Source organism: Pseudoxanthomonas helianthi, from assembly GCF_017939625.1.
Lineage (GTDB): Bacteria > Pseudomonadota > Gammaproteobacteria > Xanthomonadales > Xanthomonadaceae > Pseudoxanthomonas_A > Pseudoxanthomonas_A helianthi.
On the sequence record NZ_JAGKTC010000004.1, the window covers coordinates 119,840 to 146,422 of the forward strand.

General features: G+C 67.1%; 26 protein-coding genes, 1 tRNA gene and 1 pseudogene. 11 read left to right on the forward strand and 17 right to left on the reverse strand.

Going from position 1 to position 26,583, the window contains the following annotated elements; genetic code table 11:
• Positions 1 to 42: 42 nt before the first annotated feature.
• Genes J5837_RS15520 through mutL form a run of 3 tightly spaced genes read right to left on the reverse strand, consistent with a single transcriptional unit; the run spans position 43 to position 3,756 of the window.
• Complete coding sequence (locus J5837_RS15520; protein WP_210537693.1) at positions 43 to 984, reverse strand: TraB/GumN family protein; 942 nt, start codon at positions 982 to 984, stop codon at positions 43 to 45.
• Entirely contained in the window at positions 981 to 1,949 is a 969-nt protein-coding gene (locus J5837_RS15525) for a DUF1684 domain-containing protein (protein ID WP_210537694.1), read from the reverse strand. The genes J5837_RS15520 and J5837_RS15525 overlap by 4 nt, the downstream gene beginning before the upstream one ends.
• Position 1,950: 1 nt before the next feature.
• A complete protein-coding gene (gene mutL, locus J5837_RS15530; protein ID WP_210537695.1) occupies positions 1,951 to 3,756 on the reverse strand; it encodes a DNA mismatch repair endonuclease MutL in 1,806 nt (601 codons plus the stop codon).
• A gap of 92 nt (positions 3,757 to 3,848) precedes the next feature.
• Here mutL and J5837_RS15535 point away from each other — a divergent pair, with 92 nt between their 5' ends.
• Positions 3,849 to 4,370: a phage tail protein gene (locus tag J5837_RS15535; protein ID WP_210537696.1), complete on the forward strand. Its 522-nt coding sequence runs from the start codon at positions 3,849 to 3,851 to the stop codon at positions 4,368 to 4,370.
• A 15-nt stretch (positions 4,371 to 4,385) separates the two neighbouring features.
• Here the strand turns inward: J5837_RS15535 and J5837_RS15540 are convergent, their stop codons facing one another.
• From J5837_RS15540 to J5837_RS15550, 3 genes are all read right to left on the reverse strand, one after another.
• Positions 4,386 to 5,882: an N-acetylmuramoyl-L-alanine amidase gene (locus tag J5837_RS15540; protein ID WP_210537697.1), complete on the reverse strand. Its 1,497-nt coding sequence runs from the start codon at positions 5,880 to 5,882 to the stop codon at positions 4,386 to 4,388.
• A gap of 157 nt (positions 5,883 to 6,039) precedes the next feature.
• Complete coding sequence (tsaE, locus tag J5837_RS16660; RefSeq protein WP_210537698.1) at positions 6,040 to 6,945, reverse strand: tRNA (adenosine(37)-N6)-threonylcarbamoyltransferase complex ATPase subunit type 1 TsaE; 906 nt, start codon at positions 6,943 to 6,945, stop codon at positions 6,040 to 6,042.
• Positions 6,946 to 7,055: 110 nt separating this feature from the next.
• Positions 7,056 to 8,531, reverse strand: a complete 1,476-nt coding sequence (locus J5837_RS15550; RefSeq protein ID WP_210537699.1) for an NAD(P)H-hydrate dehydratase — start codon at positions 8,529 to 8,531, stop codon at positions 7,056 to 7,058.
• Between the two features lie 23 nt (positions 8,532 to 8,554).
• Between J5837_RS15550 and queG the strand changes: the two genes are divergently transcribed.
• Positions 8,555 to 9,622, forward strand: coding sequence for a tRNA epoxyqueuosine(34) reductase QueG (gene queG / locus J5837_RS15555; protein ID WP_210537700.1), 1,068 nt, complete (start codon positions 8,555 to 8,557; stop codon positions 9,620 to 9,622).
• Positions 9,623 to 9,874: 252 nt separating this feature from the next.
• Here the strand turns inward: queG and pgi are convergent, their stop codons facing one another.
• From pgi to pcnB, 6 genes and pseudogenes are all read right to left on the reverse strand, one after another.
• Positions 9,875 to 11,383, reverse strand: a complete 1,509-nt coding sequence (gene pgi, locus J5837_RS15560) for a glucose-6-phosphate isomerase (RefSeq protein WP_210537701.1) — start codon at positions 11,381 to 11,383, stop codon at positions 9,875 to 9,877.
• Positions 11,380 to 11,760, reverse strand: a complete 381-nt coding sequence (gene panD / locus J5837_RS15565; RefSeq protein WP_210537702.1) for an aspartate 1-decarboxylase — start codon at positions 11,758 to 11,760, stop codon at positions 11,380 to 11,382. Before panD ends, pgi begins: the two co-directional genes overlap by 4 nt.
• A gap of 215 nt (positions 11,761 to 11,975) precedes the next feature.
• Positions 11,976 to 12,818 carry a pantoate--beta-alanine ligase gene (gene panC, locus J5837_RS15570; RefSeq protein WP_210537703.1) on the reverse strand — a complete coding sequence of 281 codons (843 nt, stop codon included), beginning with the start codon at positions 12,816 to 12,818 and terminating at the stop codon, positions 11,976 to 11,978.
• Positions 12,819 to 12,963: 145 nt separating this feature from the next.
• Positions 12,964 to 13,779, reverse strand: a complete 816-nt coding sequence (gene panB / locus J5837_RS15575; protein WP_210537704.1) for a 3-methyl-2-oxobutanoate hydroxymethyltransferase — start codon at positions 13,777 to 13,779, stop codon at positions 12,964 to 12,966.
• 280 nt (positions 13,780 to 14,059) lie between these two features.
• A complete protein-coding gene (gene folK / locus J5837_RS15580; protein WP_210537705.1) occupies positions 14,060 to 14,566 on the reverse strand; it encodes a 2-amino-4-hydroxy-6-hydroxymethyldihydropteridine diphosphokinase in 507 nt (168 codons plus the stop codon).
• Positions 14,563 to 15,876: pseudogene (gene pcnB, locus J5837_RS15585) on the reverse strand (polynucleotide adenylyltransferase PcnB); the annotation flags it as partial. The gene folK and the pseudogene pcnB, both read right to left, overlap by 4 nt.
• Positions 15,877 to 15,990: 114 nt before the next feature.
• On the opposite strand from pcnB, the gene J5837_RS15590 reads away from it, so the two are divergent.
• Positions 15,991 to 16,065 (forward strand) — tRNA-Glu (locus tag J5837_RS15590).
• Between the two features lie 74 nt (positions 16,066 to 16,139).
• On the opposite strand, the gene J5837_RS15595 is transcribed toward J5837_RS15590, so the two are convergent.
• Positions 16,140 to 16,844, reverse strand: a complete 705-nt coding sequence (locus tag J5837_RS15595) for a pirin family protein (RefSeq protein ID WP_210537707.1) — start codon at positions 16,842 to 16,844, stop codon at positions 16,140 to 16,142.
• Between the two features lie 356 nt (positions 16,845 to 17,200).
• Here J5837_RS15595 and fdxA point away from each other — a divergent pair, with 356 nt between their 5' ends.
• On the forward strand, positions 17,201 to 17,524 hold the full coding sequence (gene fdxA, locus J5837_RS15600; RefSeq protein ID WP_210537708.1) for a ferredoxin FdxA: 324 nt from the start codon (positions 17,201 to 17,203) through the stop codon (positions 17,522 to 17,524).
• 204 nt (positions 17,525 to 17,728) lie between these two features.
• Here the strand turns inward: fdxA and J5837_RS15605 are convergent, their stop codons facing one another.
• Complete coding sequence (locus J5837_RS15605) at positions 17,729 to 18,241, reverse strand: hypothetical protein (protein WP_210537709.1); 513 nt, start codon at positions 18,239 to 18,241, stop codon at positions 17,729 to 17,731.
• 26 nt (positions 18,242 to 18,267) lie between these two features.
• A complete protein-coding gene (dapA, locus tag J5837_RS15610; RefSeq protein ID WP_210537710.1) occupies positions 18,268 to 19,176 on the reverse strand; it encodes a 4-hydroxy-tetrahydrodipicolinate synthase in 909 nt (302 codons plus the stop codon).
• 149 nt (positions 19,177 to 19,325) lie between these two features.
• On the opposite strand from dapA, the gene J5837_RS15615 reads away from it, so the two are divergent.
• From J5837_RS15615 to J5837_RS15625, 3 genes are all read left to right on the forward strand, one after another.
• Positions 19,326 to 19,886, forward strand: coding sequence for a glycine cleavage system transcriptional repressor (locus J5837_RS15615; protein ID WP_210537711.1), 561 nt, complete (start codon positions 19,326 to 19,328; stop codon positions 19,884 to 19,886).
• Positions 19,887 to 19,889: 3 nt separating this feature from the next.
• Positions 19,890 to 20,372: a peroxiredoxin gene (locus J5837_RS15620; RefSeq protein ID WP_210537712.1), complete on the forward strand. Its 483-nt coding sequence runs from the start codon at positions 19,890 to 19,892 to the stop codon at positions 20,370 to 20,372.
• Positions 20,373 to 20,454: 82 nt separating this feature from the next.
• Positions 20,455 to 21,858 (forward strand): PhoH family protein, encoded by a 1,404-nt coding sequence (locus J5837_RS15625; RefSeq protein WP_210537713.1) that lies wholly within the window; start codon positions 20,455 to 20,457, stop codon positions 21,856 to 21,858.
• A gap of 50 nt (positions 21,859 to 21,908) precedes the next feature.
• Here the strand turns inward: J5837_RS15625 and J5837_RS15630 are convergent, their stop codons facing one another.
• The gene (locus tag J5837_RS15630) at positions 21,909 to 22,244 is read right to left on the reverse strand and encodes a GIY-YIG nuclease family protein (RefSeq protein WP_210537714.1); all 336 of its coding nucleotides are present in this window, start codon (positions 22,242 to 22,244) and stop codon (positions 21,909 to 21,911) included.
• A 181-nt stretch (positions 22,245 to 22,425) separates the two neighbouring features.
• Here J5837_RS15630 and J5837_RS15635 point away from each other — a divergent pair, with 181 nt between their 5' ends.
• Genes J5837_RS15635 through J5837_RS15650 form a run of 4 tightly spaced genes read left to right on the forward strand, consistent with a single transcriptional unit; the run spans position 22,426 to position 26,081 of the window.
• Positions 22,426 to 22,680 carry a helix-turn-helix domain-containing protein gene (locus J5837_RS15635; protein ID WP_210537715.1) on the forward strand — a complete coding sequence of 85 codons (255 nt, stop codon included), beginning with the start codon at positions 22,426 to 22,428 and terminating at the stop codon, positions 22,678 to 22,680.
• Positions 22,680 to 24,407, forward strand: a complete 1,728-nt coding sequence (locus J5837_RS15640) for a SulP family inorganic anion transporter (RefSeq protein ID WP_210537716.1) — start codon at positions 22,680 to 22,682, stop codon at positions 24,405 to 24,407. Before J5837_RS15635 ends, J5837_RS15640 begins: the two co-directional genes overlap by 1 nt.
• Before the next feature lie 31 nt (positions 24,408 to 24,438).
• Entirely contained in the window at positions 24,439 to 25,248 is an 810-nt protein-coding gene (gene thiD / locus J5837_RS15645; RefSeq protein WP_210537717.1) for a bifunctional hydroxymethylpyrimidine kinase/phosphomethylpyrimidine kinase, read from the forward strand.
• A complete protein-coding gene (locus tag J5837_RS15650; protein ID WP_210537718.1) occupies positions 25,245 to 26,081 on the forward strand; it encodes an alpha/beta hydrolase family protein in 837 nt (278 codons plus the stop codon). The genes thiD and J5837_RS15650 overlap by 4 nt, the downstream gene beginning before the upstream one ends.
• Before the next feature lie 48 nt (positions 26,082 to 26,129).
• Here J5837_RS15650 and J5837_RS16465 read toward each other — a convergent pair.
• The coding region (locus J5837_RS16465) for a GDP-mannose 4,6-dehydratase (RefSeq protein ID WP_244756046.1) at positions 26,130 to 26,583 on the reverse strand (454 nt) is incomplete at its 5' end.

Below are 26,583 nucleotides of genomic sequence, written 5' to 3' on the forward strand. Positions count from 1 at the left end.
TCGCGAAAGGCAATCGCGACTTACGTCGCTCCCACGCCACGATTATTTGCAGGTCGAGCAGATCCGCTCGACCTTGTAACCCTTGGCCCGCAGCTTTTCTACCAGGCCGTCGGGCCCCAGCAGGTGCAGGGCACCGACCACGACGAGGGTGTCGCCAGACTTCGATCCGCTCAGGCGCGCTTCGATCTTCGGCAGCCAGGCTTCGTTGCGGGCGACGTCGATCAGGCGGTAGGTCTGCGGGGTCTTGGCGATCATCTCCTCGCGCATCGTGCGGTTGAGCCCCGCGACGTCGCCGGCGCGCCATTGCCGGTGCAATTCCATCATGTCCGCGACGCTCTTCTTCGGATCGTCGACGAATTCCTTGAGGCCGGCGACCTGCTCCTGCATCGGCGTCGAATCCAGCGCCGCCAGTTGCGCATCGATGGTCTCCAGCCCGGCCGTGGGCTTGTTCGCTTCGGCCGCGCGTTGCATCAGGTGCTGGTCGAGCCCCAGCTCCGGGCGGAAACCGAGCCGCTGGGCGATGCCGATGCTGATGGCGAGGGTGATGAACCATGGCTCCTGCGCCTGCATCGCCCCCGCCACGCCGCCCGACGAAGCGGCCAGCTTGTCCAGTGCGGCGTAGGTCGCGGCGGGCAATACCTGCTGCAGGTTCCTGCCGTCGGCATAGCCTGCGGCGGTGGCGAACTTGCCCGCCACGTCGGGCGCGGTCAAGGCGTCGGGCGACAATTCGAACAACAGCGATTCGGAATCCGCGAATGCGGCCTGCGTCTCCTTCGGCAACGGGTAGTCGTCGGTCTTGAGCAGGTGGAACGAACCCAGCAGGTAGACGCTGTTGTCGGCGTCGGACACTTTCCACAGCAAGGGGACCGGCGGCTTGGGCGCCGCGGGCGTGGCGGGCGCGTCTGCAGCCATCGCGTGGGCGACGCACAGGAATGCCGCCAGCAATGCGGCGGAAATGCGTCTTGCGGAACGAAGCGGCTTCATCGGACTTCCTTGTCGGGCGCGGATTCGGGATGGGCGTAAGCCTTCTCGCCGGCGGTGATCGCCAGGTCCAGGCGGTTTTCGGGCGGCGGCAACGGGCAGGTGGCGAACGGGGTGAACGCGCACGGCGGGTCGTAGGCGCGATTGAAATCCAGCACCACCCTGCCCTGCGCGTCGGGCTTGGCGGCGTCGAGGAAACGCCCGGCCGGATAACTGCCGTGGCCGCTGGTGCGATCGGCGAAGACCAGGAACAGGGCGCCGCTATCGTCCTCGGCCAGCGCCTCGATGCGATAGGTCTTGCCGTCGCGGACGAATTCCACCGCGCCCGGGTTCGGCGAATCGGTGGTCATGCCGACGATGTCGACGATCGGAATGGTCTTGCCCGGCGGGTTGGCGACGAATTTGCCGACGAGGCGCCACGACGGATCCGCATTCCAGTACTGCACGCCGGCGAAGTTCACCCGGCTCGGTGCGTCGGCATGCTTGACCCGCAACGCATAGCGGTCGCCGCGCCTGATCACCGTCAGTTTGCCCTTGCCTTCGTCGAAGCCGATGACGCTGGGTGTTTGCTCGCGGTCGCTGTGCAACTCGACCCTACCCTTCAGCGGCTCGCCATCGAGGGTCAACGCCGCGCCGGATTCGGGAGTGAATTCGATGCGATCCTGCTTCAGGACGAGCATGCCCATTTTCGCCGGTCCGACCGCCAGGCGAATGCCGCTGCTGCCGCCACTGCCGATGTAATGCGCACCCGGATCCAGCCAGTGCAGGCCGACCAGGCTGGTCCAGCCGTCGGGTTGCAGCAATTCCTGCCGGCGTTGCTCGCGCCACGCGGCGTTCTCCGCGAGGAAGACCTGCTCCGCCTTCGCCTTCTTCGCCGCGAGCTCGGCCGCATCGGGCCCTGGCGCGCCACGCTGGCAGGCGCACAGGGCCACGAACATCGCCGCCAGCGACCATGCACGCTTCGTCATCTCATCGTCCTCGCAGGAACCAGCGATCGATTTCGGGCAGCGAGAAGTGCGCCCAGGTCGGCCGGCCGTGGTTGCACTGGCCGGAACGCTCGGTGACTTCCATCTCGCGCAGCAACGCATTCATCTCGGCGACGGTCAGCTTGCGATTGGCGCGCACCGCGCCGTGGCAGGCCATGGTCGACAGCAATTCGTCGCGCGCCGCGGCGACGCGACGGCTCTCGCCGTGTTCGCGCAGGTCGGTCAACACGTCGCGCAGCAGGGCTTCCGGCTCGGCATGGGCCAGCAATGCCGGCACGCTACGCACACTGAGCGATTGCGGGCCGCTGCGAACCACTTCGAAACCGAGCGCGGCCAGCGTTTCGCCTTCGCGCTCGGCCACGTCGGCCTCGCGTTCGGCCACGGCGAGGTTGATCGGCACCAGCAGCGGCTGCGAACGCACGCCGATGCCGTCGTGCGCGGCCTTCAGTTTTTCGTAGCCGATGCGTTCGTGCGCGGCATGCATGTCGACGACGATCAGGCCCTCGGCGTTCTCGGCCAGGATGTAGATGCCGTGCAACTGGGCAATGGCGTAACCCAACGGCGGCACCCCAGCTTCGCCGGTTTCGGGCAAGGGTGCCGGCGACCATGCGGGCGCTTCGATCGACGGCGACCCGGCGGACGGCGCATACAACGCGGCGTAGGCCGCCGGCGCTTCGGCCACGCCCAGGCCCAGCGGCGCCTGCCGCGTCGGCATCCAGGCAGGTGCGGCCTGTCCGTTCGCGAACGGCGCGGCGGTTGGCGGGGCGTACGAACCCGGTTGCGCCGGCGTCGCACCCGCCCGCGTCTCCGCCAGCGCTTCGTGCAGCGCGCGATAGACGAAATCGTGCACCAGCCGGCTGTCGCGGAAGCGCACCTCGTGCTTGGCCGGGTGCACGTTGACGTCGACGCGGGTCGGATCGATCTCGAGGAACAGCACGTAGGCCGGTTGGCGGCCATGGAACAGGACGTCCTGGTAAGCCAGCTTCACCGCATGGGCGATGTTGCGGTCGCGCACGCTGCGGCCATTGACGTACAGGTACTGCTGGTCGGCGCTGGCGCGCGAATAGCTGGGCTGGGCGATCCAGCCCTGCAGGCGCAGGCCGGCGGCAGCGTGGTCGACGCGCAGGGAATTGCGCGCGAACTCATCGCCGAGGGTTTCGCCCAGCCGCGCGGCGTGTTCGGTTTCGTCGCCTTTGTAGCGGCGCGTCGGCTTGCCGTTGTGGGAAACGCGCAGCTCCACGTCGGGGCGTGCCAACGCCAACGAACGCAGCCATTCCTCGATGTGGCCCAGCTCGGTGCGTTCGGCCCGCAGGAACTTGCGCCGCGCCGGTACGTTGTAGAACAGCTCGCGTACTTCCACCGTGGTGCCGGGAGCCTGCTGTTTCGGGGTCACTTCGCCGAGCCTGCCGCCCTCGACCTGCAGTGCCGAGCCGTGCGCATCGCCCGCACGACGGGAAGCCAGCGAGAAACGGCTGACCGAAGCGATGGAAGGCAGCGCTTCGCCGCGGAAACCGAGCGTGGCCACCGCTTCCAGGTCGTCGAGCGAAGCGATCTTGCTGGTCGCATGCCGCGCCACCGCAAGCGGCAATTCTTCCGGCGCGATGCCGCCACCGTCATCGCGGATGCGGATCAGGCGGATGCCGCCTTCCTCCAGGTCGATGTCGATGCGTCGTGCGCCGGCGTCCAGCGCGTTTTCGACCAGTTCCTTGACCACCGAAGCGGGTCGTTCGACCACTTCGCCGGCGGCGATCTGGTTGATCAGGATTTCAGGAAGGGGACGGATGGGCACGGTGGAATGATACCGGGCCGCCCGGGACCTGTCCCCGGCACGATGCGTTCCGCGTAGTCACGAGATGCACGCCATCGAAAAGGAGATCCGCCATGGCCCAGTTCCCGGTGAACACGCACCGCCACGACCCCTACAAGAACTTCAAGTTCCGGGTGAAATGGGACAACCGCCATATCGCCGGGATCAGCCGGATCAGCGGATTGGCGCGGCGGACCGAATCGGTGGAGCATCGGGCCGGCGGCGAACCGAACATCCTGCGCAAGTCGCCCGGGCGTACGAGTTGCGAACCGGTCGTGCTGGAGCGCGGCATCACCCACGACACCGAGTTCGAACAGTGGGCCAATAAGGTTTGGAACGTCCAGGCGGGGGCAGGCGCGGAGCTCTCGCTGCGCGATTACCGCAAGGACATCGTCATCGAGCTGTACAACGAAGCCGGGCAGCTCGTCATCGCCTACAAGGTGTATCGCTGCTGGGTTTCCGAATTCCGCGCCTTGCCGGAACTGGACGCGAAGACCGCCAGCGTGGCGATCGAATCGATCACCCTGGAAAACGAGGGATGGGAACGCGATGCCTCGGTGCCGGAACCGGCCGAGCCCTCTTTCACGAAGCCCTAGGCCCGGAAGCGCCGATCAGGGCGAGCCGCCGCCGACCGCGCCGCTGCCCTGTCCAGCCTGCGCGCGCGCCGCGAACAGCGTGCCCGGCGGCGGCGAACGGGTGAAATAGGTCTGCACGCCGTCCAGCACCGCGCCGGCCAGCTTGCGCTGGTACGACGGGTCGGTCAGGCGACGCTCTTCGTCGTAGTTCGAGATGAACGCAGTCTCGACCAGCATCGCCGGCATGTCGGACGTGCGCAGCACGGCGAAGTTGGCGCGTTCGATCTGCGGCTTGTGGTTGTTGCCGATGCGCTTGAGGCCGTCCAGCACGTGGCTGGCCGCGTCTTCGGATGCCTTCATGTGCCCGCTCTGGGCCAGGTCGATCAGTACCGAGGTCAGCGTGTTGTCGGCCTTCTGCAGGTTGACTCCGCCGACCAGGTCGGAGGCGTTTTCCTTGTCGGCCAGCCAGCGCGCACGCTGCGACGACGCCCCACGCAAGGCGAGTACATACACCGAGGAACCGCTGGCGCTGCGGTTTTCCGCCGCGTCGGCGTGGATCGACACGAAAATGTCGGCCTTGTGCGCCCGCGCCTTCTGGGCGCGCTGGTTCAACGGGATGAAGTAGTCGCCATCGCGCACCAGATAGGCCTTCAGCCCCTGCGTGGCATCGACCTGGCGGGCCAGTTCGCGGGCGATGGCCAGGGTGACGTTCTTCTCGTACTTGCCCGTCGGACCGATCGCGCCGGAATCCTGGCCGCCATGGCCGGCATCGATGGCGACCACCAACGGACGCATGCCGCTGCGCATCGGCGCCGGCACGGATTCGGTCACCTGCGGCGCGGCCGGCACATCGGTGGCCGGGGCTGCCGGCGCATTCTTCGAAGCGAGGTAATCGCCCAGCGGAACCGAAGCCGGCTTCGGCGGAGCGGCCGCCGTCGTGGTCGCGGCACTGGCATCGCGACCGTTGAGGATGTCCTGCGGCGAGGTTGGCTGCGATTGCGACGGCGTCGTTTGCGGTGCCGGCGCGCTCGCCTGCTGTTTCACCGCCGTGGCCAGCGCGGCGGTCGCCTGGGCGGCCGAGGGTGTGGCCTGCGGAGGGCTCGGCACGGAGCTGGTGGGGGCATTCGAAGCGACCGCCGCGGAAGCGGGAGCCGGCCCGTCGCCCGGCCACTCGATCACCAGCTTGGCGCCGTTCGCGGACGGCTCCATGTGCGGTTTCAGTGCAGCGACCGACGAAGAAAGATCGAACACGATGCGCAGCGTGCCCGGCGCAGGCTGGCCGGTACGAACGGATTTGACGATGCCCGCACCCGCCGGCAGCTTGAGGCCGGGCTTGGCGCTGGAAGCCGGCAGGTCGACGACCAGTCGGTCGGGACCGCTGAGCGACAGGGTCTGGAATTCGCCGGTGCCCTGCAATTCGATTTCGGCGCGGGTGCCGGTGGCGCCCTGGCTCAGGCCGACCCCGCGCACCTCACCGGCGACGGCGGAAAACAGCGGAGAAAACACGCCCGCGGCGAGCAGAATGCCCCCCATCGTCCGTCCAAACCCGGCCCCAGCGTCGCGCATGCCGCGGATTCAAGCACCAACCCGTCGGGAACGCAAGCACTTTTCCCTTAATAATCCGTAACCTGCCGCTACTTCCTATTCCTGACCTACAGGGACGGCCCGCAAGCGTCCGTTTCCAGACAGGTCAGTCCAGCAACCCACCCCAGGACCAGCGTGGGATGGTCAAGCCCTCGGGAACCCCGGCAGCGGACTCCGGGTAGCGGGCCATGGCCGTCGTGGTCGCCCAGGCGAAGTAGTCGTGCAGCGCCTGCCGCAGCGGTCCGGCGGTCAGCCCCACGTCGTCCATCGCCTGGTCGAAACAGGCGATCGCGCGGCGATCCATTTCCTCGTGCATGCCGTTGCCGCTGTGCATGCGCACGACGGCGGTTTCGTCGCCGTATCGACGCGAATACAACGCCGGTCCGCCCAGCGCCTCGGCCCAGTACGCGGCCAGCCGCTCGGTGTGTTGCGGGTGGAAGCCGTGGCTGAAGGCGTGGCTGACGATTTCATCGCCCATTACCCGCGCATGCCAGGCTTCGGCGAGGCGCAACATGCCTTCCCAACCGCCGGCGGCGTCGTACAGGCTCTGCGTCATCGCGGGGTGCAACGGCTCCAGTTGCGCCAACCAATCGCGACCCACGGGCGAAACGCCTTCCAGCTCGGCGCTGCGCCCCGCTCCTTCCACTGCCAGCGCGATGCGCAGATCGGGTTTCGGCAACGCTGCGGCACCGCGCTCCGGCCATTCCACCAACCATAGTGTCGCCGTGGCTTCGTCCAGACCGAGGAAATCCAGTTCGCCTGCATCGCCGATGCGATACAGGTCGAGATGCCAGGCCTCACCGCCTTCGATGGGATAACGCTCGACCAGCGTGTAGGTCGGGCTGCGGATCGCGCCCTGCACGCCCAGCGCGCGCAACAGCGCGCGTGCCAGCGTCGACTTGCCGGCGCCGAGGTCGCCGTGCAGGAACACCATCGCCGACGGCGGACGCGTCTGCGCCAGCGCACGGCCGAGGGCTTCGGTGGATTCGGGGTCGGGCAGGTTCAGGTGCATGTGGCGATTCAAGGTATTCGAAGTGGGAGCGACGTAAGTCGCGATGCTTTTCGCAGAGGACGTGGAACGGATAAAGCATTCGCGACTTACGTCGCTCCCACATCGGATATCTAGGCAGGATTCGACAATTTACGCAAATGCGGCATCAGGTCGGAAGGCAACAAGCCACGTTCGCCGTCTTCCGCGGCGATATCGCCCGCGAGCGAATGCAGCAACGCGCCCGCACTTGCAGCATCGAACGCAGCCAATCCCTGTCCGCGCAACGCTGCGATGACGCCGGTCAACACATCGCCCATGCCGCCGACGGCCATGCCCGGATTGCCCGCACCGATCACGCGCAGAGGTTCGCCCCGCGCGGCGACGATGCTGCCTGCGCCCTTCAGTACGACGATGGCGTTGTAACGATCCGCGATGGCGCGCGCGGCGGAAAAGCGGTCGCGCTGCACCTCGCCGGTGGCGATGCCGAGCAAGCGCGCGGCTTCGCCCGGATGCGGCGTGAGGATGGCGCCGGGAAGCTCGCGTGGGGATTGCGCCAACAGATTCAGCGCGTCGGCATCCAGCACCAGTGGCTTGCCGGCATCCAGCGCGAGATGGAACACGGCGCGACCCCAGTCGCCCTGCCCCAGTCCCGGGCCCAGCGCGATGGCGTCGGCATTCGCAAGCAATGGGACGAGGTCTTCGCCGGATTCGACCGCACTGGCCATCGCTTCCGGCCGCCGCGACAGTAGCACGGGCACGTGCGCCGCCCGCGTGGCCGCCGTCAGCAGGCCCGCACCGCAACGCAGCGCCGCTTCCGCGCACAACAAGATGGCGCCGCCGTGCCCGTGGTCGCCACCGATGCACAGCACACGGCCGGATTCGCCCTTGTGGGTATTGAGGCGACGCGGCAGCAGCCACTGGGCCAGCACGTCTTCGCGCAACAGCTGCGCAGCCGGCGCCAAGGAGACGAACGCATCCGGTGGAACGTCGAGTTCGTCGATGCCGCGTTCGCCAACGAGCTCCAGCGCATCGCCGGTATGCAGGCCGACGTGCGGCGCGATGAACTGCAGGGTCGCATCCGCATCCACGCAGGCGCCCGGCGCGGTGCCGAGGTCGGCATCCAGCCCGCTGGGCACGTCGAGCGCGAAGACCGGCGACGCCTGGTGGTTGATCGCTTCGATCAGCGCCGAGACCTCGGCATCCGGCGCCCGGACCAGGCCGATGCCGAACAGGGCATCGACGATCACGTCGCCCTGCGGCTGCGCTTCGGGAAACAGTTCGATGCGCCCGCCGGCGGCAACGTATTCGGTACAGGCACGCTGGGCCAATGGCGTACGCGGCCCGTGCCCCGCGAGGTGCAGCACGCGCACTTCGCGCCGCGATTGCTGGGCCAGCCGCGCCAGCACGTAGCCGTCGCCGCCATTGTTGCCGGGCCCGCACACCACGCAGATGCGCAGCGCCTGCGGCCAGCGCTGCAGCAGCGCCCGCCATGCGGCCTGCCCGGCGCGCTGCATCAGCACGTAGCCGTCGCCGCCGAGCAATACGGTGGCGCGCGCATCCAGCTCGCGCGCCGCGCGGGTGTCGAACAGGGCCGTGATGCCGTGCATGGCGTGGATTCTATACTTGCCGCATGCCTTCACCCGCTCCCCGCCTGGATGCCGCCGCCCTCGCCGCCCGCGTGCGCGAGCTTGCGCGCGAATTCGGCTTCCAGCGTTGCGGCATCAGCGATGTCGAGCTGGGCGAAGACGAGGCGTTCCTGCGCGACTGGCTGGCGCAGGGCCTGCAGGGCTCGATGGGCTGGATGGCGGCGCATGGCGACAAGCGCTCGCGCCCGGCCGAGCTGATTCCCGGCACCGTGAGGGTGATTTCGGTCGGCCTCGATTATGGCCGTCGCGACGACGAAGAAGCCTGGGCCACGCTCGCCGACGGCGGGCGCGCCTACGTGGCCCGTTACGCGCTGGGCCGCGACTACCACAAGCTGATGCGCAACCGTCTGCAGAAACTGGCCGAGCGCATCGCAGAAGAGATCGGTCCGTTCGGCCATCGCGTATTCGTCGACTCCGCGCCGGTGCTGGAGCGTGCGCTGGCGCGCAACGCGGGCCTCGGCTGGATCGGCAAGCACACCTGCCTGATCGACCGGGACGGCGGCTCGTGGTTCTTCCTCGGCGAGATCTACGTCGATCTGCCGCTGCCGGTGGACCAGCCCGCGACCGCGCATTGCGGCACCTGCACGCGCTGCATCGACATCTGTCCCACCCAGGCCATCGTCGCGCCTTATCGCCTCGACGCACGCCGCTGCATTTCCTACCTGACCATCGAACACGAGGGCGCGATCCCCGAGGACCTGCGCCCGGCCATCGGCAACCGCATCTTCGGCTGCGACGATTGCCAGCTGGTGTGTCCCTGGAACAAGTTCGCGAAGAAGACCGACGAACCGGATTTCCGTGCGCGCAACGATCTCGATACGGCGACGTTGCCGCAACTGTTCGCTTGGAGCGAGGACGAGTTCCTCAGCCGCACCGAAGGTTCGGCGATCCGGCGCAGCGGACATGAGCGGTGGTCGCGGAATATCGCGGTGGCGCTGGGCAATGCGCCGACCACGCCGGAAGTCCTCGCCGCGCTCGAATCGCGACGCGACGATCCATCGCCGCTGGTGCGCGAACACGTGGCATGGGCCATGAAACAGCACGCGTCCTAGAAGCGGCGGCTTTCAGCCACGACCAGCGAACCCCATCGCAATCCCTTCGATACTTGGCGTTGGAGCGACGTCAGTCGCGAATGCCGAAGTCACAAGACTTACCGTTTCCATTACTGCCGCAGAAGCACCAATCCCGCAGTTTGGAACAGCGGAACGGTCGTTTCATGATCCATTCCGCCATCTGGCCGTGAATCGCTCCGACATTCGCGACTGACGTCGCTCCCACAAGGGAGATTCCCGCGAAGACGGGAATCAGCCGCGCGACTTCAGTTCCGCCAGCAGCGCCTGGGTCACCGGATCGGAAGCCTGCGCTTCGCCTTTCAACGCCGGCAACAAGCCGTTCGCCAACTGCTTGCCCAGTTCGACGCCGAACTGGTCGAACGCATTGATGCCCCAGACCACCGATTGCACGTACACGCTGTGCTCGTACATCGCGATCAACGCACCCAGCGACTGCGGGGTCAGCGCATCCAGCAGGAACATCGTGCCAGGGCGTCCGCCGGCGTAGCTGCGGTGCGGATCGGCGTTGGCCTGTCCGTTCGCCAGCGCCTCGCTCTGCGCCAGCAGGTTGGACTGCAGCGCGAGGTGGTTCTCGGCGTACGGGTCGTCGTTGCGCACGGTGCCGACGAAATCCAGCGGCACGATCTGCGTGCCCTGGTGCAGCGCCTGGAAGAAGCTGTGTTGCACGTCGGTGCCTGCGCCGCCCCACCATACCGGCACGGTTTCGCCATCGACCGGCGTGCCGTCGAGCTTGATCGACTTGCCCAGGCTTTCCATCACCAGCTGCTGCAGGTAGGCCGGCAACAGGGCGAGGCGCTGGTCGTAGGTCATCACCCCGTGCGCGGCATGGCCGAGCAGGTTGCGGTTCCACACCGCGGTCAGCGCATGCAGCACGGGCAGGTTCCGCGCCAGCGGAGTATCCAGCGCATGCGCGTCCATCTCTGCGGCGCCAGCCAGCAACGCTTCGAACTTGTCGAAGCCGATCGCCAGCGCGATCGGGAAACCGACCGCCGACCAAAGCGAATAGCGTCCGCCGACCCAATCCCACATTGGCAGCACGCGCTCGGCTGCGATGTCGAATGCCGCCGCGGCACGCTCGGGATTGGCGCTGACCGCATACAGGCGTTCGCTGCCGCCGAGCCAGTCGCGCAGGATCGCGCCATTGAGCAGGGTTTCCTGGGTGCCGAAGGTCTTGGAAATCAGGATGCCGGCCGTGGTCGCGGAATCGAGCCCGGCCAGGGTCCGCTGCATCGCCGCGCCATCGACGTTGGAAATGAAATGCACGCGCAGACGCGCGCCGGACACCGGCCGCAACGCGTCGGCGACCAGGCGCGGGCCGAGGTCGGAACCGCCGATGCCGACGCTGACGATGTCGGTGATGCCGCTGGTTTCCAGCGCAGCGACCATGCGACCCATGCGCTGGCGCACTTCGCTGGCGGTGGCGAAGGCCTCGCGGGCGACGGCGGCCTGCGACAGGTTGCTGCGCAGCGCGGTGTGCAGCGCGGCGCGGCCTTCGGTCACGTTGACCTTGTCGCCGTCGAACAGGCGGCGGAACGCGCTGGCGAGTTGCTTGCCTTCGCCCAGCGCAAGCAGTTCCGCAAGCGCGGCGCGATCGTAGCCCTGGCGGGCGAAGTTGGCGTACACCGGACCGACGCGCAGGGCGAGGTCGGTGGGTCGTGCCGGGTCGGCGGCCAGCAGGTCGGCGGCCTTCGCGCTCCGCAGGCGCGCGGCGTGCGCCGCCAGCTTCTCGAACGCGGTCATGCGGCCTGCTTCGGGATGCTGTCGTTGGTGTGGCTGATGCGGTTTTCGGCGTCGACGTAGACCAGCTTCGGCTTGAACACGCTGGCTTCGGCCTCGCTCATGCCGGCGAAGGCGGCGATGATGACCAGGTCGCCGACCTGCACATGGCGCGCGGCGCCGCCATTGAGCGAAATGATGCCGCTGCCGGCATCGGCGCGCAGCGCATAGGTGGTGAAACGGGCGCCGTTGGTGACGTCCCAGATGTGCACCTGTTCGAACTCGCGGATGCCGGTCGCCTGGAGCAGCAGCTCGTCGATGGCGATCGAGCCTTCGTAGTTGAGCTCCGAATGGGTGACGGTGGCGCGATGGATCTTGGCTTTGAGCAGGTTCAGTTGCATGGGAAAAGCGGCTTGGGGGCGGTTGCGGGCATTTTAGCCCCTCTCCCGCCGGGAGAGGGGTTGGGGTGAGGGTACGGCGAAGCGGCAGAATGCGGACGTCAATGAACGCTGCGACGTCCCTGCAGTTCATCTTCTTTCCCGCCGCCGAACCTCAGCCGCTTGGGGCGGCTTCGATTTCCGGCGCTACGCGCCACCTTCTCCCAGCGGGAGAAGGGTTAAAACTCCAAGTTGTCGATCAGCCGCGTCCGTCCCAGCCGGGCCGCGATCAGGGCGACCCGGGCGCCCGGCTCGCCATCGGCCGGCTCGGACAGGTCCGGGCGGCGGACCACGGTGTAATCGACCGCGTAACCGGCCGCATCCAGTTGCCGGGACGCGGCGGCTTCGACCTCGGCGCGCGGCCGGCCGGCGGCGATGCCGTCGCGCATCGCCAGCAGGGTGCGGCGGATCTCGGCGGCGACCGGGCGCTCCTCGGCACTGAGGTACTGGTTGCGCGAACTCATCGCCAACCCGTCGGTCTCGCGCACGATGCTGCCGGCGAGGATTTCCACTGGGAACGCCAGGTCGGCGACCATCTGCCGGATCACCGCGAGCTGCTGGTAATCCTTCTTGCCGAACGCGGCCACGTCGGGCAGCACCTGGTTGAACAGGCGGCTGACCACGGTGCACACGCCGTCGAAGTGGCCGGGACGGTGCGCGCCCTCCAGCACCGAGCTGACGCCGGGCACGTGCACCTTCGCCGCCAGCTCCACCCCGAACGGATACATCGATTCGACCGTCGGCAGCCACAGCACGTCGCAACCGGCGCCATCCAGGCCGCTCACGTCGGCGTCGACGGTGCGCGGATAGCGGGTGTAATCCTCGTTCGGGCCGAACTGGGTCGGATTGACGAACACGCTGGACACCACGCGATCGGCGTACTGCCGCGCCAGCATCACCAGCGAATAATGGCCGGCATGCAGGTTGCCCATGGTCGGCACGAAGCCGACGCGCAAACCTTCGCGCTTCCAGCCGCGCACGCGGGCGCGCAGGGCGTCCAGTTCGGTGATGGTTTCGATCATTTGCCGTTGAAAGCCCTTTTTTGACACGGATTTACACGGATGGAAGCCGATTTTCCTGTGGCCTGCTTCTTCATTATTGACGCCTTGCTTCTGCTTTATCCGCGGTCATCCGCGTCAATCCGTGTCAAAGAGTTTTTCTTCGACCTTACGCATAGGAATGTTCGGCGTCGGGGAACGAGCCGTCGCGCACCGCCTGCGCATAGGCGCGCACGGCGCCAGCGATGGAGCCGCCTTCGGCGAGGAAGTCCTTGACGAACTTCGGCTTGCGGTGGCCGGTGTCGATGCCGAGGAAATCGTGCAACACCAGCACCTGTCCATCGCAGCCGGGGCCGGCGCCGATGCCGATAGTCGGGATCGACAGGTCGGCGGTGATCGCCGTGGCCAGCGAGGTCGGCACGCATTCCAGCACCAGCAATTGCGCGCCGGCTTCGGCCACCGCCTTCGCGTCGGCGCGCAGGCGCGCGGCAGCGGCTTCGTCGCGGCCCTGCACCTTGTAGCCGCCGAATTTCAGCACCGACTGCGGAGTCAGGCCGAGGTGCGCGCAGACCGGGATGTCGCGTTCCACCAGGAAGCGGATCACTTCGAGCTTGTGGCCCGCGCCTTCCAGCTTGACCATTTCGGCGCCGGCCTGCAGCAGCTGGATCGAAGCGTCGAGCGCGCGCTCGGGCGTGGCGTCCGACTGGAACGGCAGGTCGGCGATCAGCAATGCGCGGTTCAAACCGCGGGCGACGGCACGGGTGTGGTAGGCGATGTCGTCGACGGTGACTGGCAAGGTCGAATCATGACCCTGCACCACCATGCCCAGCGAATCGCCGATCAGGATCAGGTCGATGCCGTTGGCATCGGCCACGCGGGCGAAGCTGTTGTCGTAGGCGGTCAGCATGACCAGCCTGCGGCCCTCGCGCTTGGCGTCGGCCAGCGCGGGAACAGTCCAGGGTTTGCTTTCGGCGTGGGTGCTCATTGCCAGGGCCCGCCAACGCCGGCGGGATAGCCCACGTTACCGTGTCCGGCCGTCAGGTGGTCGTGCGTGGCGCCGCGGCAGGCTGGCCGCCTGTCCAAGCCGCGCGCGGCCGCCTGGCGGCCGGACACGGCAACCCGAAGGGCCGCACCTGAGTGCGCGCGGGGCGGCGTCATCACTCGGTCACTTATCGACATAAGTTCTCTCGTTCTTCCTTGCCCCGCGCGCACTCAGGTGCGGCGTGGGCTATCCCGCCGGCGTTGGCGGGCCCTGCATTATGACTTCATAACGCGCGGATATTCGACGCTTCCAGCCCGGATACAGCGTCCTGCGCGCGGCCCTGGCCGGGAATCACGACTTCCGGGGCGATTTCCAGCAACGGCAGCAGGGCGAAGGCGCGCTGGTGCAGGTAGGGATGCGGCACCTGCAGCCCCGGCTCGTCGATCCGCGAATCGCCATACAGCAGCAGGTCCAGGTCCAGCGTGCGCGGCCCCCAGCGCTCGCCTTCGGCGCGCTCGCGGCCGAATTCGCGTTCGACGGCAAGCAGGTGGTCCAGCAGTTCGCGTGCGGTCAGCGTGGTCCGCAGCCAGGCGACGGCATTGATGAAATCGGGCTGGTCTTCCCTGCCCCAGGCTGGCGACGCGTACAGGCGCGACGCGCTCTGAAGTTGCGTCCGCGGCAATTCGCCCAGCGCGAGGATCGCGGAACGCACGCTGGCTTCGGCATCGCCCAGGTTGGCGCCGAGGCCGACGAAGGCATCGACCGGCGTGACGCCCTCGACGCCGCTCATTCGCCTGCGCTGGCCGCGCCGCTGCGGCGGCGACGCCTGCGGCGGCGCTTCGACGGCGGTGCGTTTTCGTCGGTATAGCTGTCGCCGGCCGCCGCCGCGCCGAGGCTGGCGGCGAGTTGTTCGCTGGACTGGGTCTGCGCCTCGCGCCAGAACGCCACGTCATCGGCATGGCTGTCCGACGCGGCCATGCGCAACACCAGGAAATCGTAGGCCGCGCGGAAGCGCGGATGCGCAAGCAGGCGCATCACCCGCTTGCGCTGGCGGTTGGAGAAGCGCGACTGCAGCAGCCAGATTTCCTGCATCGGCAGCGAAAAGCGCCGCGGCAGCGCGACGGTGTTCAACTGGTGCAGGGTCACCCGGTCGGCGGCGCGGCGTTGCGCATCTTCGACGCTGACGCCCTGCGCCTGCAGGCTGGCCAGCGCGCGGCAATAGGCTGGCCACAGCAGCAGGGCGAACAGGAAAGCCGGCGATACCGGCTCGTCGTTGGCCACGCGCGTATCGGTGCCGCGCAGGCCTTCGAGCAGCATGCGCCGCAATGCGCCGCTGCGATTGGCGGCCAGCGCCGCGCCGGTTTCCGGCAGCAGCACCGGCAGCAGGCCGGTGCGTTCCAGCCCTTCGAAGCTGGCCACGCCATGCCCGGACAGGAACAGCTTGAGGATTTCCTCGAACAGGCGCGCCGGCGCCGCTTCGGCCAGCAGGCCGGCAAGGCGCGGGATCGGCTCGGCGGTGGCCGCTTCGATCTCGAAACCTAGCTTCGCCGCCAGCCGCACCGCACGCAGCATGCGCACCGGGTCCTCGCGATAACGCTGCTCGGGATCGCCGATCAGTTTCATCTTGCGCGCCATCACGTCGTCGTAGCCGCCGACGTAATCGCGCACCGAGAAATCCTCGATCGCGTAGTACAGCGCATTGGCGGTGAAGTCCCGGCGCACCGCGTCGTCCTCGATGCTGCCATAGACGTTGTCGCGGACCAGCCGGCCGTTTTCCATCTCGCGGTCTCCGCTGCCGTCGTCGCTGTTGGCGCGGAAGGTGGCGACTTCGATGATCTCGCGGCCGAACACCACGTGGGCCAGGCGGAAGCGCCGGCCGATCAGCCGGCAGTTGCGGAACAACTGCTTGACCTGTTCCGGCGTGGCGTCGGTTGCGACGTCGAAATCCTTCGGGTGGCCGCCGACCAGCAGGTCGCGCACCGCGCCGCCGACGAGGTAGCCGGCAAAGCCGGCGTCGCGCAGGCGATAGAGCACGCGCAGGGCGTTGGGGCTGATGTCCTTGCGCGAGATCGTGTGCTGTTCGCGCGGGATGATGTGCAGGGCGGCTTGCGGGACTATGACGGCGGGTTCCATGCGGTCGGGTCGGCGCGCCGGCGATTGCCGGGCCGCGCCACAGCCCCATATACTAATGCGCCGCCGTCGCGCGGCCCAAACGCTCCCTTCGTCTAGTGGTTAGGACGTGGCCCTCTCAAGGCTAAAACAGGGGTTCGAGTCCCCTAGGGAGCGCCAGTTTCGCGATCATTGACAAACGCCGGCCCCGAGGCCGGCGTTTTTCGTTGCGCGCGTCGGACGCTGGCCTGCCGCTACATCCGCGGCAGGTCGAACACCAGCACCTCGGCCTGCCGGCCATTGCGCAGATCGACCAGGGGCTCGCCTTCGTAAAGCAAGGCGTCGCCGGCCGACAGCGCATGGCCGTTGACTTCGACCGCGCCGCGCGCGACGTGCACGTAGCCCAGCCGGCCCGGCGCCAGCACCAGTTCCGCCTGTTCGTCGCCATCGAACAGGCCGGCGTACAGGCGCGCGTCCTGGTGGATCCCCACCGAGCCATCGGCGCCATCCGGACTGGCCACCAGGCGCAGGCGCCCGCGTTTTTCGGCTTCGGAGAACTTGCGCTCTTCGTAGGAAGGGGCCACGCCCTGGCGGTCCGGGATGATCCAGATCTGCAGGAAATGCGTGGTGCCGGTTTCGCTGTAGTTGAACTCCGAGTGCTGCACGCCGGTGCCCGCGCTCATGCGCTGCACGTCGCCAGGCACGATGCTCGAACTGTGGCCCATCGAGTCCTTGTGGCCCAGCGCGCCTTCCAGCACGTAGCTGATGATCTCCATGTCGCGATGGCCGTGCTGGCCGAAGCCGCGACCGGCGGCGACGCGATCCTCGTTGATCACCCGCAATGGGCCCCAGTGCACGTGGCCCTGGTCGAAGTATTCGGCGAAGGAAAAGCTGTGCCAGGAATCCAGCCAGCCATGGTTGGCGTGGCCGCGTTCGTTGGCGGGGCGCAGGGTGATCATCTTGGTACTCCTTGGCTGGGATTCGGCGAGAAGCTTGAATCGTTCCTTATTTGAATTAAATAATCAAATTAATCACTGGTTGTTTCATATTTGTAAATAATCTACTTTTCGTTCGCGTTCCCGGCGCCAGCCGGGATCCAACGACTTTGATCCCTATGAAGGCAAAGACATGAATCCCGGAAGGCAAAGGCACTGGATCCCGGCTTTCGCCGGGAAGACGGCGCATTCGAAACCTCCAGTACTCGCCCCAGCTGTCCACGTGCTTGCATGGAATCAATACGCGCGGTGGTACGCACTCTGCGCTTACCCGACGGCTTGCCTTAAACTTGCACGGATTCCCGTATCGATCGCATGCCATGCCCTTCGTCGTTACCGAAAACTGCATCAAGTGCAAATACACCGACTGCGTCGAGGTTTGTCCGGTCGATTGTTTCCACGAGGGCCCCAACTTCCTGGTGATCGATCCGGACGAGTGCATCGACTGCACCCTGTGCGAGCCGGAATGCCCGATCAATGCGATTTATCCCGAGGACGACGTGCCTGCCGGGCAGGAAGGCTTCGTGGCATTGAACGCGGAGCTGGCCAAGGCCTGGCCGGTGATCACCACGCGCAAGGATGGTTTGCCGGACGCGAAGGACTGGGAAGGCAAGCCGGACAAACTGCCGCTGCTGGAGCGCTGAACCATCGCTCTTGTAGAGCCGAGCATGCTCGGCTGCTTTTTGCCGTTCGCAATGAAGAGCAAACCGCATCGGACGGCCCGGCACCTGCAGACAGAAGCAAGAGCAGCCGAATGAATTCGGCTCTACAAATCCGGAGCGAGTCGTCGCAGCAATGAAAAAGGGCGCCATCGGCGCCCTTTTTCATTCCGGCTCGTGGAAGAAAACTCAGCCGCCCAGCTGCGCCTTCAAGGCCGCGATCAGCTTGGTCGGGCCTTCGCCGGCGGCGGGCAGGCCGCGCGGGTCGACCGCGGACACGTAGGCGCCGCCTTCCATCGCCACCACGCGCACCAGGAAGTTGCCGCCGCCGTAGGTGACGTCGTACACGCCCAGCAGCGGCGCGCTGCTCGACACGGTCAGGCCTTCGGTCGCCTTCAGCAGCGGGCCGAGCTTGGCGAAGACTTCATCGCGGCTGCCGTTGACGCGGAAGCCGCTGGCCGACGGGGCCGTCGACGGCGCGCTGGTGGTCAGCGCCGAGGCGGTGTTCGGCAACTTGGCCGCGCCGCTGGTGTCGGGCAGGTTCAGGTCCGGCGGAACCTCGAGCGGGCGGGCCTCGGGAGCCAGCGCATAGTCGCCGCGGTCGCTCTTGCGGAACCACTTGCAGCCGGACACGCCGACCACGACGAACGAAGCCAGCGCGATCATCACCAGCGGGCGCACGAGTTTCGGGGAAAGACGCATGAGCAACTCCTTGGAAATATTCGGGACTAGGCCGCGAGCGCGTCGCGGCCGGATTGTTCTTCCAGCGCCGACGCCAGCGCGGCCAACTGGTCGGCTGCGGCGTGGTGGGCGGAGGACAGCGGCAACAGCGGCAGGCGCAGGCCGCTGCCGAGGCCCTGGCGCTGCAGCAGCGCCTTGACCGGGATCGGGTTGGGTTCGACGCCGAGGAACCCGTAGAAGGGCTGCAACTGCGCATCCCAGCTCTCGGCCGCGGCGCGATCGCCGGCGCGCGACAGGTCGCACAGGCGGCGGAACGATGCCGGCAATGCATTCGAACCGACCGAGATCAGGCCATCGGCGCCGTCGAGCATCGAACGCGCGGCGGTGCCGTCGTCGCCGCTGAGGACGACGAACTTGTCGCTGCGCAATGCCAGCAGCGCGGCCATGCGTTCCGGCGCGGCCACGGCTTCCTTGATGCCGACGATGTTCGGGTGCGGGGCGAGTTCGGCCACGGTTTCCGGCTGCATGTCGGTGCCGGTGCGGCCGGGCACGTTGTACAGCAGTACCGGCAATCCACCCTGCTCGGCCACCGCGCGGTAATGCGCGACCAGGCCGGCCTGGGTCGGCCGCACATAGGCGGGCGTGACCACCAGCGCGCATTCCGCACCGGCCGATTTCGCCAGGCGGGTCTGGGCGATGGTCCGGGCGGTGTTCATCTGCCCGGTGCCGGCCAGTACGGGAATGCGTGCGCCAAGCATTTCCACGGCGATGCGCAGGATCGCGACGTATTCGTCGTCGGTCAGCGCCGCCGCCTCGCCGGTGGAACCGGCCACCACCACGCCCTGGGTACCGCCGTCGAGCTGGCGTTTCAGCAACTTGCGCCAGGCATCGAGGTCGAGTTCGCCAGCGCCCGTGAACGGCGTGGCCAGGGCGGTGATGCTGCCGGAAAGTGACAAGACGTTGGCCTTCGGATGGGGTTCGCGCGGAAGCCCCGCGCACCGGGCGATGTTACTTGCCGCCGGAAAGCACGGGCAAGTATGCTGGCGCCGTCGCCGGGCCCCGAACCGGCCGCCATTCAGAAACCGACGCATTGCCGGAAGCCGCTTTGACCGATACCACGCCCCGGCCCTCGCCGAACGAAAACCACCTCCTGATCAACGCCTATTCGACGCATCCGGAGTCGCCGCTGTTGTCGGTGACGCGCCGCATCGCCGATTCGGGCTGCAACCTGGTCGACGCACGCCTGTCCACGGTCGGCCGCGACGTCTCGGTGACCGCGCTGGCGATGGGTTCGTGGGACGCGGTGGCCAAGCTGGAAGCGATGCTGGGGCGGCTGGAACGCGAGGAAGGACTGAAGCTGGTCTGGTACCGCACCGGCCCGAAGGAAGTGCAAGGCAATCTGCTGCCGTACATCGTCGAGGTGGTGGCCGCGGACAAGCCGGGCATCCTGTTCCAGCTGGCCGATTTCTTCGACCGCCAGGGCATCACCATCGAGAACCTGCAGAGCACCCGCTACCGGGCGATGCAGACCGGCGCGGAAATGTTTTCCGCCCAGCTGACCGTCGGCGTGCCGTCGAACATGCACATCGCCGCGCTGCGCGACGATTTCCTCGAATTCTGCGACCACCTGAACCTGGACGCGATCATGGACCCGATGAAGTTCTGAACCATGGCGACCGTCGGCAAAGCACTACCGAAGACCACCCTGAAGCTGCCGCTGGCGCTATCCGGCGGCGGCTCTGCGACGCTGGCCGATTACGCCGGGCAATGGCTGGTGCTGTATTTCTACCCGAAGGATTCCACGCCGGGCTGCACCACCGAAGGCATCGACTTCAACGCGCTGCTGCCGAAGTTCAGGAAAGCGAACGCCGCCGTGCTCGGCGTATCGCGCGATTCGGTCAAATCGCACGACAACTTCTGCGCCAAGCAGGGCTTCAAGTTCCCGCTGGTCAGCGACGCCGACGAAAAGCTGTGCAACGCCTTCGGCGTGATCGGCGAGAAGAACATGTACGGCAAGAAGGTGCTGGGCGTGATCCGCAGCACCTTCCTGATTTCGCCCGATGGCCGCCTCGCCCACGAGTGGCGCGGGGTCAAGGTCGCCGGCCACGCGGAGGCCGTGCTTGAGACGCTGAAGGCGCTCCAGTCACAGTGACGACATCATCCTTCATTCCAATCCGCCATCCCGCCCCGCGGGCCATGGCGGCCTGCTGCTGTCCCAACCTAAGGGAAACCCGATGACCCGAGGCAAGCGCATCTACGTGCTGGACACCAACGTGCTGATGCACGACCCCACCGCGCTGTTCAAGTTCGAGGAGCACGACGTGTTCCTGCCGATGCAGGTCATCGAGGAACTCGACAACGCCAAGAAGGGCCAGTCCGAAGTCAGCCGCAACGCGCGCCAGGTCAGCCGTTTCCTCAACGAACTGATCGAGGGCGCCGGCGCCGAGCACATCGAATCCGGCATCCTGCTGACCCACCCGCAGGGCCTGCAGCTGAAGCGCCAGGGCCAGATCGGCAAGCTGTTCTTCCAGACCCGGCCGGTCGATCCAGGCCGCACCTTCGGCACCATCGCCCCGGACAACAAGATCCTCGCCGCGGTGCTGGAACTGCGCGAGCAGCATCCGGAGACGCCGGTCATCCTGGTGTCGAAGGACATCAACCTGCGCATCAAGGCGTCGATCAGCGGCCTCACCGCGGAGGATTACGAAAACGACCGCGCGCTGGACGATTTCAGCCTGCTGTTCACCGGCGCCACCGAGCTGCCGGAGGATTTCTGGAACCGCCACCAGAACGACCTGAAATCCTGGACCGACAAGAGCGGCCGCACCAGCTACGAAGTGGTCCGCGCCGACAGCGAGGACTGGTACCCGAACCAGTACCTGTACCTGCCTGGCGAGGACGAAGTGGAACTGCGCGTGGTCAAGACCGGCGCCGACGGCAAGGCGACCCTGGCCCTGGTCGACGATTTCCGCAATAGCCAGCATGCGGTGTGGGGCATCACCGCCCGCAACCGCGAGCAGAATTTCGCGCTGAACGCGCTGATGGACCCCGAGATCGACTTCGTCACCCTGCTCGGCACCGCCGGCACCGGCAAGACCCTGCTCGCGCTCGCGGCGGGCCTGGCGCAAACGATGGACCAGCAGCGTTACCGCGAGATCATCATGACCCGCGCGACGGTCAGCGTGGGCGAGGACATCGGCTTCCTGCCCGGCACCGAAGAGGAAAAGATGACGCCATGGATGGGCGCATTGACCGACAACCTGGAAGTGCTGACGCATACGCAGGAAGGTGGCGCGTGGGGCCGGCAGGCCACCAACGACCTGCTGGCGTCGCGGATCAAGATCCGTTCGATGAACTTCATGCGCGGCCGCACCTTCCTGTCGCGCTACCTGATCCTCGACGAGGCGCAGAACCTGACGCCGAAGCAGATGAAGACGCTGATCACCCGCGCCGGCCCGGGCACCAAGATCGTGTGCCTGGGCAATGTGGAGCAGATCGACACGCCGTACCTGACCGAGACGACGTCGGGCCTGACCTACGCGGTGGACCGCTTCAAGGGCTGGTCGCACAGCGCGCACATCACCCTGCGGCGCGGCGAGCGGTCGAGGTTGGCGGATTACGCGTCGGAAGTTTTGTAAACCGACAACCATAGGGTGGGCATGCCTTCCATGCCCGCCGTAGTTTGCCGTCATTCCCGCGAAGGCGGGAATCCAGCGACTTGTGCTTTTGCTTGACCGATGATTTCAAGCCACAGGTCGTTCCAGTATGGATTCGCATCCTCGATCAGGCGGATCTTCCATTCGCGATTCCACTTCTTGATCTGCTTTTCCCGGGTAATGGCCGACTCCATCGTGCCATGCAACTCATACCAGACCAGTTTCGTCACGCCATATTTCTTCGTGAATCCGTCGACGACATGTTCGCGGTGTTGCCAGGTCCTGCCGATCAGATCGCTGGTGACTCCTGTGTAAAGGGTGCCGTTGCGCTCGCTGGCAAGGATGTAGGTTGCAGGTTGCTTCTCCATCGACACGAACGATAGCAACGCAACGGCAAGTCACTGGATTCCCGCCTTCGCGGGAATGACGAGCAAAAGCATTGGGCACGCGAAATGATGTTTTAAACATCAAAATGCATATTTCCTACTTGCATCATCAAGCCTGACAGTCGGAAACTTCCCCGGTCCGCAAATCGACCGGGGCAATCCAGTGATCTCCGCCGCCCAATTGCGCGCCGCGCGCGCCCTGCTTGGCATCGACCAGAAGAAACTCGCCGAGATGGCCGGGGTTTCCCTGCCCACCATCCAGCGCATGGAGGCGAGCAAGGAAGAACACGTGCGTGGTGTGGTGTCCACGCTGACCAAGATCGTCGAAGCGCTGGATGCCGCCGGCATCGAATTGATCGGCAACGGACAGCCCAGCCAGGGCAATGGCCGCGGCGTGCGCCTCAAGGAGCCGCGGTGATGTCCAGCTTCGAATTCGACCGTCGCCAGTACCTGAAGATGTTCGAACCCAAGCTGCTGACCGTGCTGCGCGAAGGCTACGGCCTGCAGGCGTTCAAGGCCGACGCCATCGCCGGCCTGACCGTGGCCATCGTCGCCTTGCCGCTGGCGATGGCGCTGGCCATCGCCTCGGGCACCACGCCGGAAAAAGGCCTGCACACGGCCATCGTCGCCGGCTTCCTGATCTCGGCGCTGGGCGGCTCGCGCGTGCAGATCGGCGGGCCGACGGCGGCGTTCATCCCGGTCGTGTTCGTGGTGATCCAGAAGTTCGGCTACGGCGGGCTGATCCTGTGCACGCTGCTGGCCGGGCTGATGCTGATCGGCGCCGGTCTGCTGCGCCTGGGCACGCTGATGAAATACATGCCGCAACCGGTGATCACCGGCTTCACCGCCGGCATCGCGGTCAGCATCTTCTCCAGCCAGGTCAAGGACGCGCTGGGCCTGCAGATGCAGGAAGTGCCGGCGAAATTCTTCGCACGCTGGGCCGCCTACGCCCAACACATCGGCACCACCCGACCGGCCGCGCTGGCGTTGACCGTGCTCGGTCTGGTGGCGATCTTCGGCCTGCGCAAGTGGAAGCCGAAATGGCCCGGTTTCCTGATCGCGCTGCTGCTCGGCACCCTGGCTGCGCTGGCTCTGGGCCTGCCCGCGGAGACCATCGGCTCGCGCTTCGGCGATCTGCCTTCGGCCCTGCCCGATTTCCATTTCCCGCACATTCCGTTCGAACGCACCTTCGAGCTGCTGCCGAGCGCCTTCACCATCGCCTTCCTCGCCGGCGTCGAATCGCTGCTGTCGGCGGTGGTCGCCGACGGCATGACCGGCGGCCGCCATCGTTCCAATGGCGAACTGGTCGCGCAGGGCGTGGCCAACGTCGGCTCGGCCCTGTTCGGCGGGTTGCCCGCGACGGGGGCGATCGCGCGCACCGCAACCAACATCCGTTCCGGCGGCCGCACCCCGGTGGCCGGCATGCTGCACGCGGCCTACCTGCTGGTGTTCATGCTGGTGCTGGCGCCGTTGATGCGTTACGTGCCGCTGGCGGCGCTGTCGGCTGTGCTGCTGGTGGTGGCCTGGAACATGAGCGAGTTCGAGAACTTCCGCAACACGCTGTCGGCGCCGAAAGGCGATCGCCTGGTGCTGCTGCTGACCTTCTTCCTGACCGTGTTCTTCGACCTGACCATCGCCATCGAGGCTGGCATCGTCGTCGCGGCGTTCGTGTTCATGTTCCGCATGGCCGAGGCCGTGGAAATCAGTTCCGGCGTGCGCATGATCGACGACGACCTGCGTCCCGGCGATCCGTCGCGCGAGATCGACATCCAGCAGCGCACGCGGCTGCCCAAGGGCGTGGAGGCCTACCAGATCGGCGGACCGCTGTTCTTCGGCGCGGCCAATCGCCTGGACAACCTGCTCGACCAGTTCTTCGAGACGCCGAAGGTGCTGATCCTGCGCATGCGCCTGGTACCGGTGATCGACGCCAGCGGCGTGCATGCGCTGAGGAAGCTGGCCGAACGCTGCCACCGCAAGGGCATCGTGCTGATCGTCTCCGGGCTGCAGGAACAGCCGAACCGGGTCATCGCCCGAATGAAGCTGGAGGAAAGCCCGGGCGAATTGCACTTCGCGTCCGACTTCGACCATGCGGTCAGGCTGGCCCAGCGCATCGCCGCGCCGCATCCGTCCGCGCAGGCGACCTGACGCCAGCGCGGGCAACCGGCACAATGGCGGCATGCCGATTCCCCCCGTCGTTTCCGCCCTGACCATCGCCGGTTCCGATTCCGGCGGCGGCGCCGGCATCCAGGCCGACCTGAAGACCTTTGCCGCGCACGGCGTGCACGGCCTCAGCGCCATCGCTGCGCTGACCGCGCAGCACACCCGCGGCGTGACCGCGGTGCACGTGCCGCCGATCGAGTTCCTGCGTGCGCAGATCGATGCCTGCTTCGACGATTTCGCCATCGGCGCGGTCAAGCTGGGCATGCTGGCGAACGCGCAGGTGATCCACGCCGTCGCCGACGCGCTGGAACGCTACCGGCCCGCCTTCGTCGTGCTCGATCCGGTAATGGTCGCCACCTCGGGCGCCAAGCTGCTGGAAGACGACGCGCTGGAGGCGCTGAAGACCCGCCTGCTGCCGCTGGCGAGCATCGTCACGCCGAACACGCCCGAGGCCGAATTGCTGACGGGCCATGCCATCGCCGATACCCGTTCCGCCGAAGCCGCGCTCGAAGCGCTGCACGCGCTCGGCCCCGGCGCGGTGCTGCTCAAGGGCGGCCACCTGCACGAAGGCGGCAAGGTCGTCGATCGCTTCGACGATGGCGTCGCCAGTGCCGAATTCATCCATCCGCGCAGGCCGTTGGACGCCCACGGCACCGGCTGCACCCTCGCTTCCGCCGTCGCCGCCAACCTCGCGCTCGGTGCGGCAATGGCGCAGGCGGTCGAGAACGCGATCGGCTACGTGCAGCGCGCGCTGACGCTCGGCCACCGCCCCGGACAGGGCGACGTGCTGGTGCTCGACCACTTCGGCGCGGCGCCTCGCCCATGAGCATCGAATCGCTGGAAATCCCGCTGGCCAGCACCGACGGCCACCAGTTCCCCTTGCTTGCGCGCGTGCCCGCGCAGGCGCAGGCAGCCCTGCTGTGGTTGCCGGCGCTGGGCGTGGCCGCGAAGCATTACCTGCCCTTCGCCGAGGAACTGGCCGCGCATGGCGTGGCCGTGTTCGTCCACGAATGGCGCGGCAACGGCGGCAGCGACCTGCGTCCGGATCGCGACCACGACTGGGGCTATCGCGAGTTGCTGACCCTCGATCTGCCGGCCAGCCATGCCGCGATGGCGCAACGGATTCCGCAATTGCCCCTGCTCGTCGGCGGACACAGCCTCGGCGGCCAGCTCGCCGCTTGTTACGCCGCGTTGCATCCCGCGGCCTTCGCCCAGTTGTGGCTGGTGGCGACCGGCACGCCGTACTGGCGCAGTTTCCCGGCGCCGCGCCGCTGGTTGCTGCCGCTGTTCTATCGCTTCGCTCCCTGGCTGGCCGATCGGCGCGGCCGCCTCAACGGGCGCCGGCTGGGGTTCGGCGGCATGGAAGCGCGCGGACTGATCCGCGATTGGGCACGCGTCGGCTTGAGCAACCGCTATGCAGCGGCCGGCCTGGACATGGACCTCGAAGCCGCGTTGGCGCGACTGTCCATCCCCGTGCACGGCGTGCTGTTCGAACAGGACTGGCTGGCCCCGCAAGGTTCGCTGGATGCGCTGCTCGCCCGACTGGCGCCGGCGCAGCGCAAGCTGATCGCGCTCAACCAGCGCCAGCTGGGCACGCGCGCGGACCACTTCGCATGGATGAAGCAACCCCTGAGCGTGGTGGAGTGCCTGCTGGAGTGACGGTAGGGCGGGTGATGACCCGCCCCCGTATCGAGTACGGGGCAGGCTCTACGCGTAGCCGTCTGGATTCATCGACTGCCAGCGCCAGGCGTCGCGGCACATCGCGTCCACATCGAACTGTGCCTCCCAGCCCAGCAGTTGCCGTGCAAGCGACGGATCCGCATACACCTCGGCCACGTCGCCGGCGCGGCGGCCGACGATCTCGTAGGGCACGTCGCGGCCGGATGCCCTGGCGAATGCCTGCACCAACTCGAGCACGCTGATGCCCCGCCCGGTGCCGAGGTTGATCGTCGCGTTGCGGCCGTCTTCCAGCAGGAAGTCCAGCGCGTCGGCATGGGCGCGCGCCAGGTCCATCACGTGGATGTAGTCGCGCACGCCGGTGCCGTCCACGGTCGGCCAGTCGCCGCCGAATACGCTGAGCTTGTCGCGCCTACCCACGGCGACCTGGCAGACATAGGGCATCAGATTGTTGGGAACGCCAGACGGGTCTTCGCCGATCAGT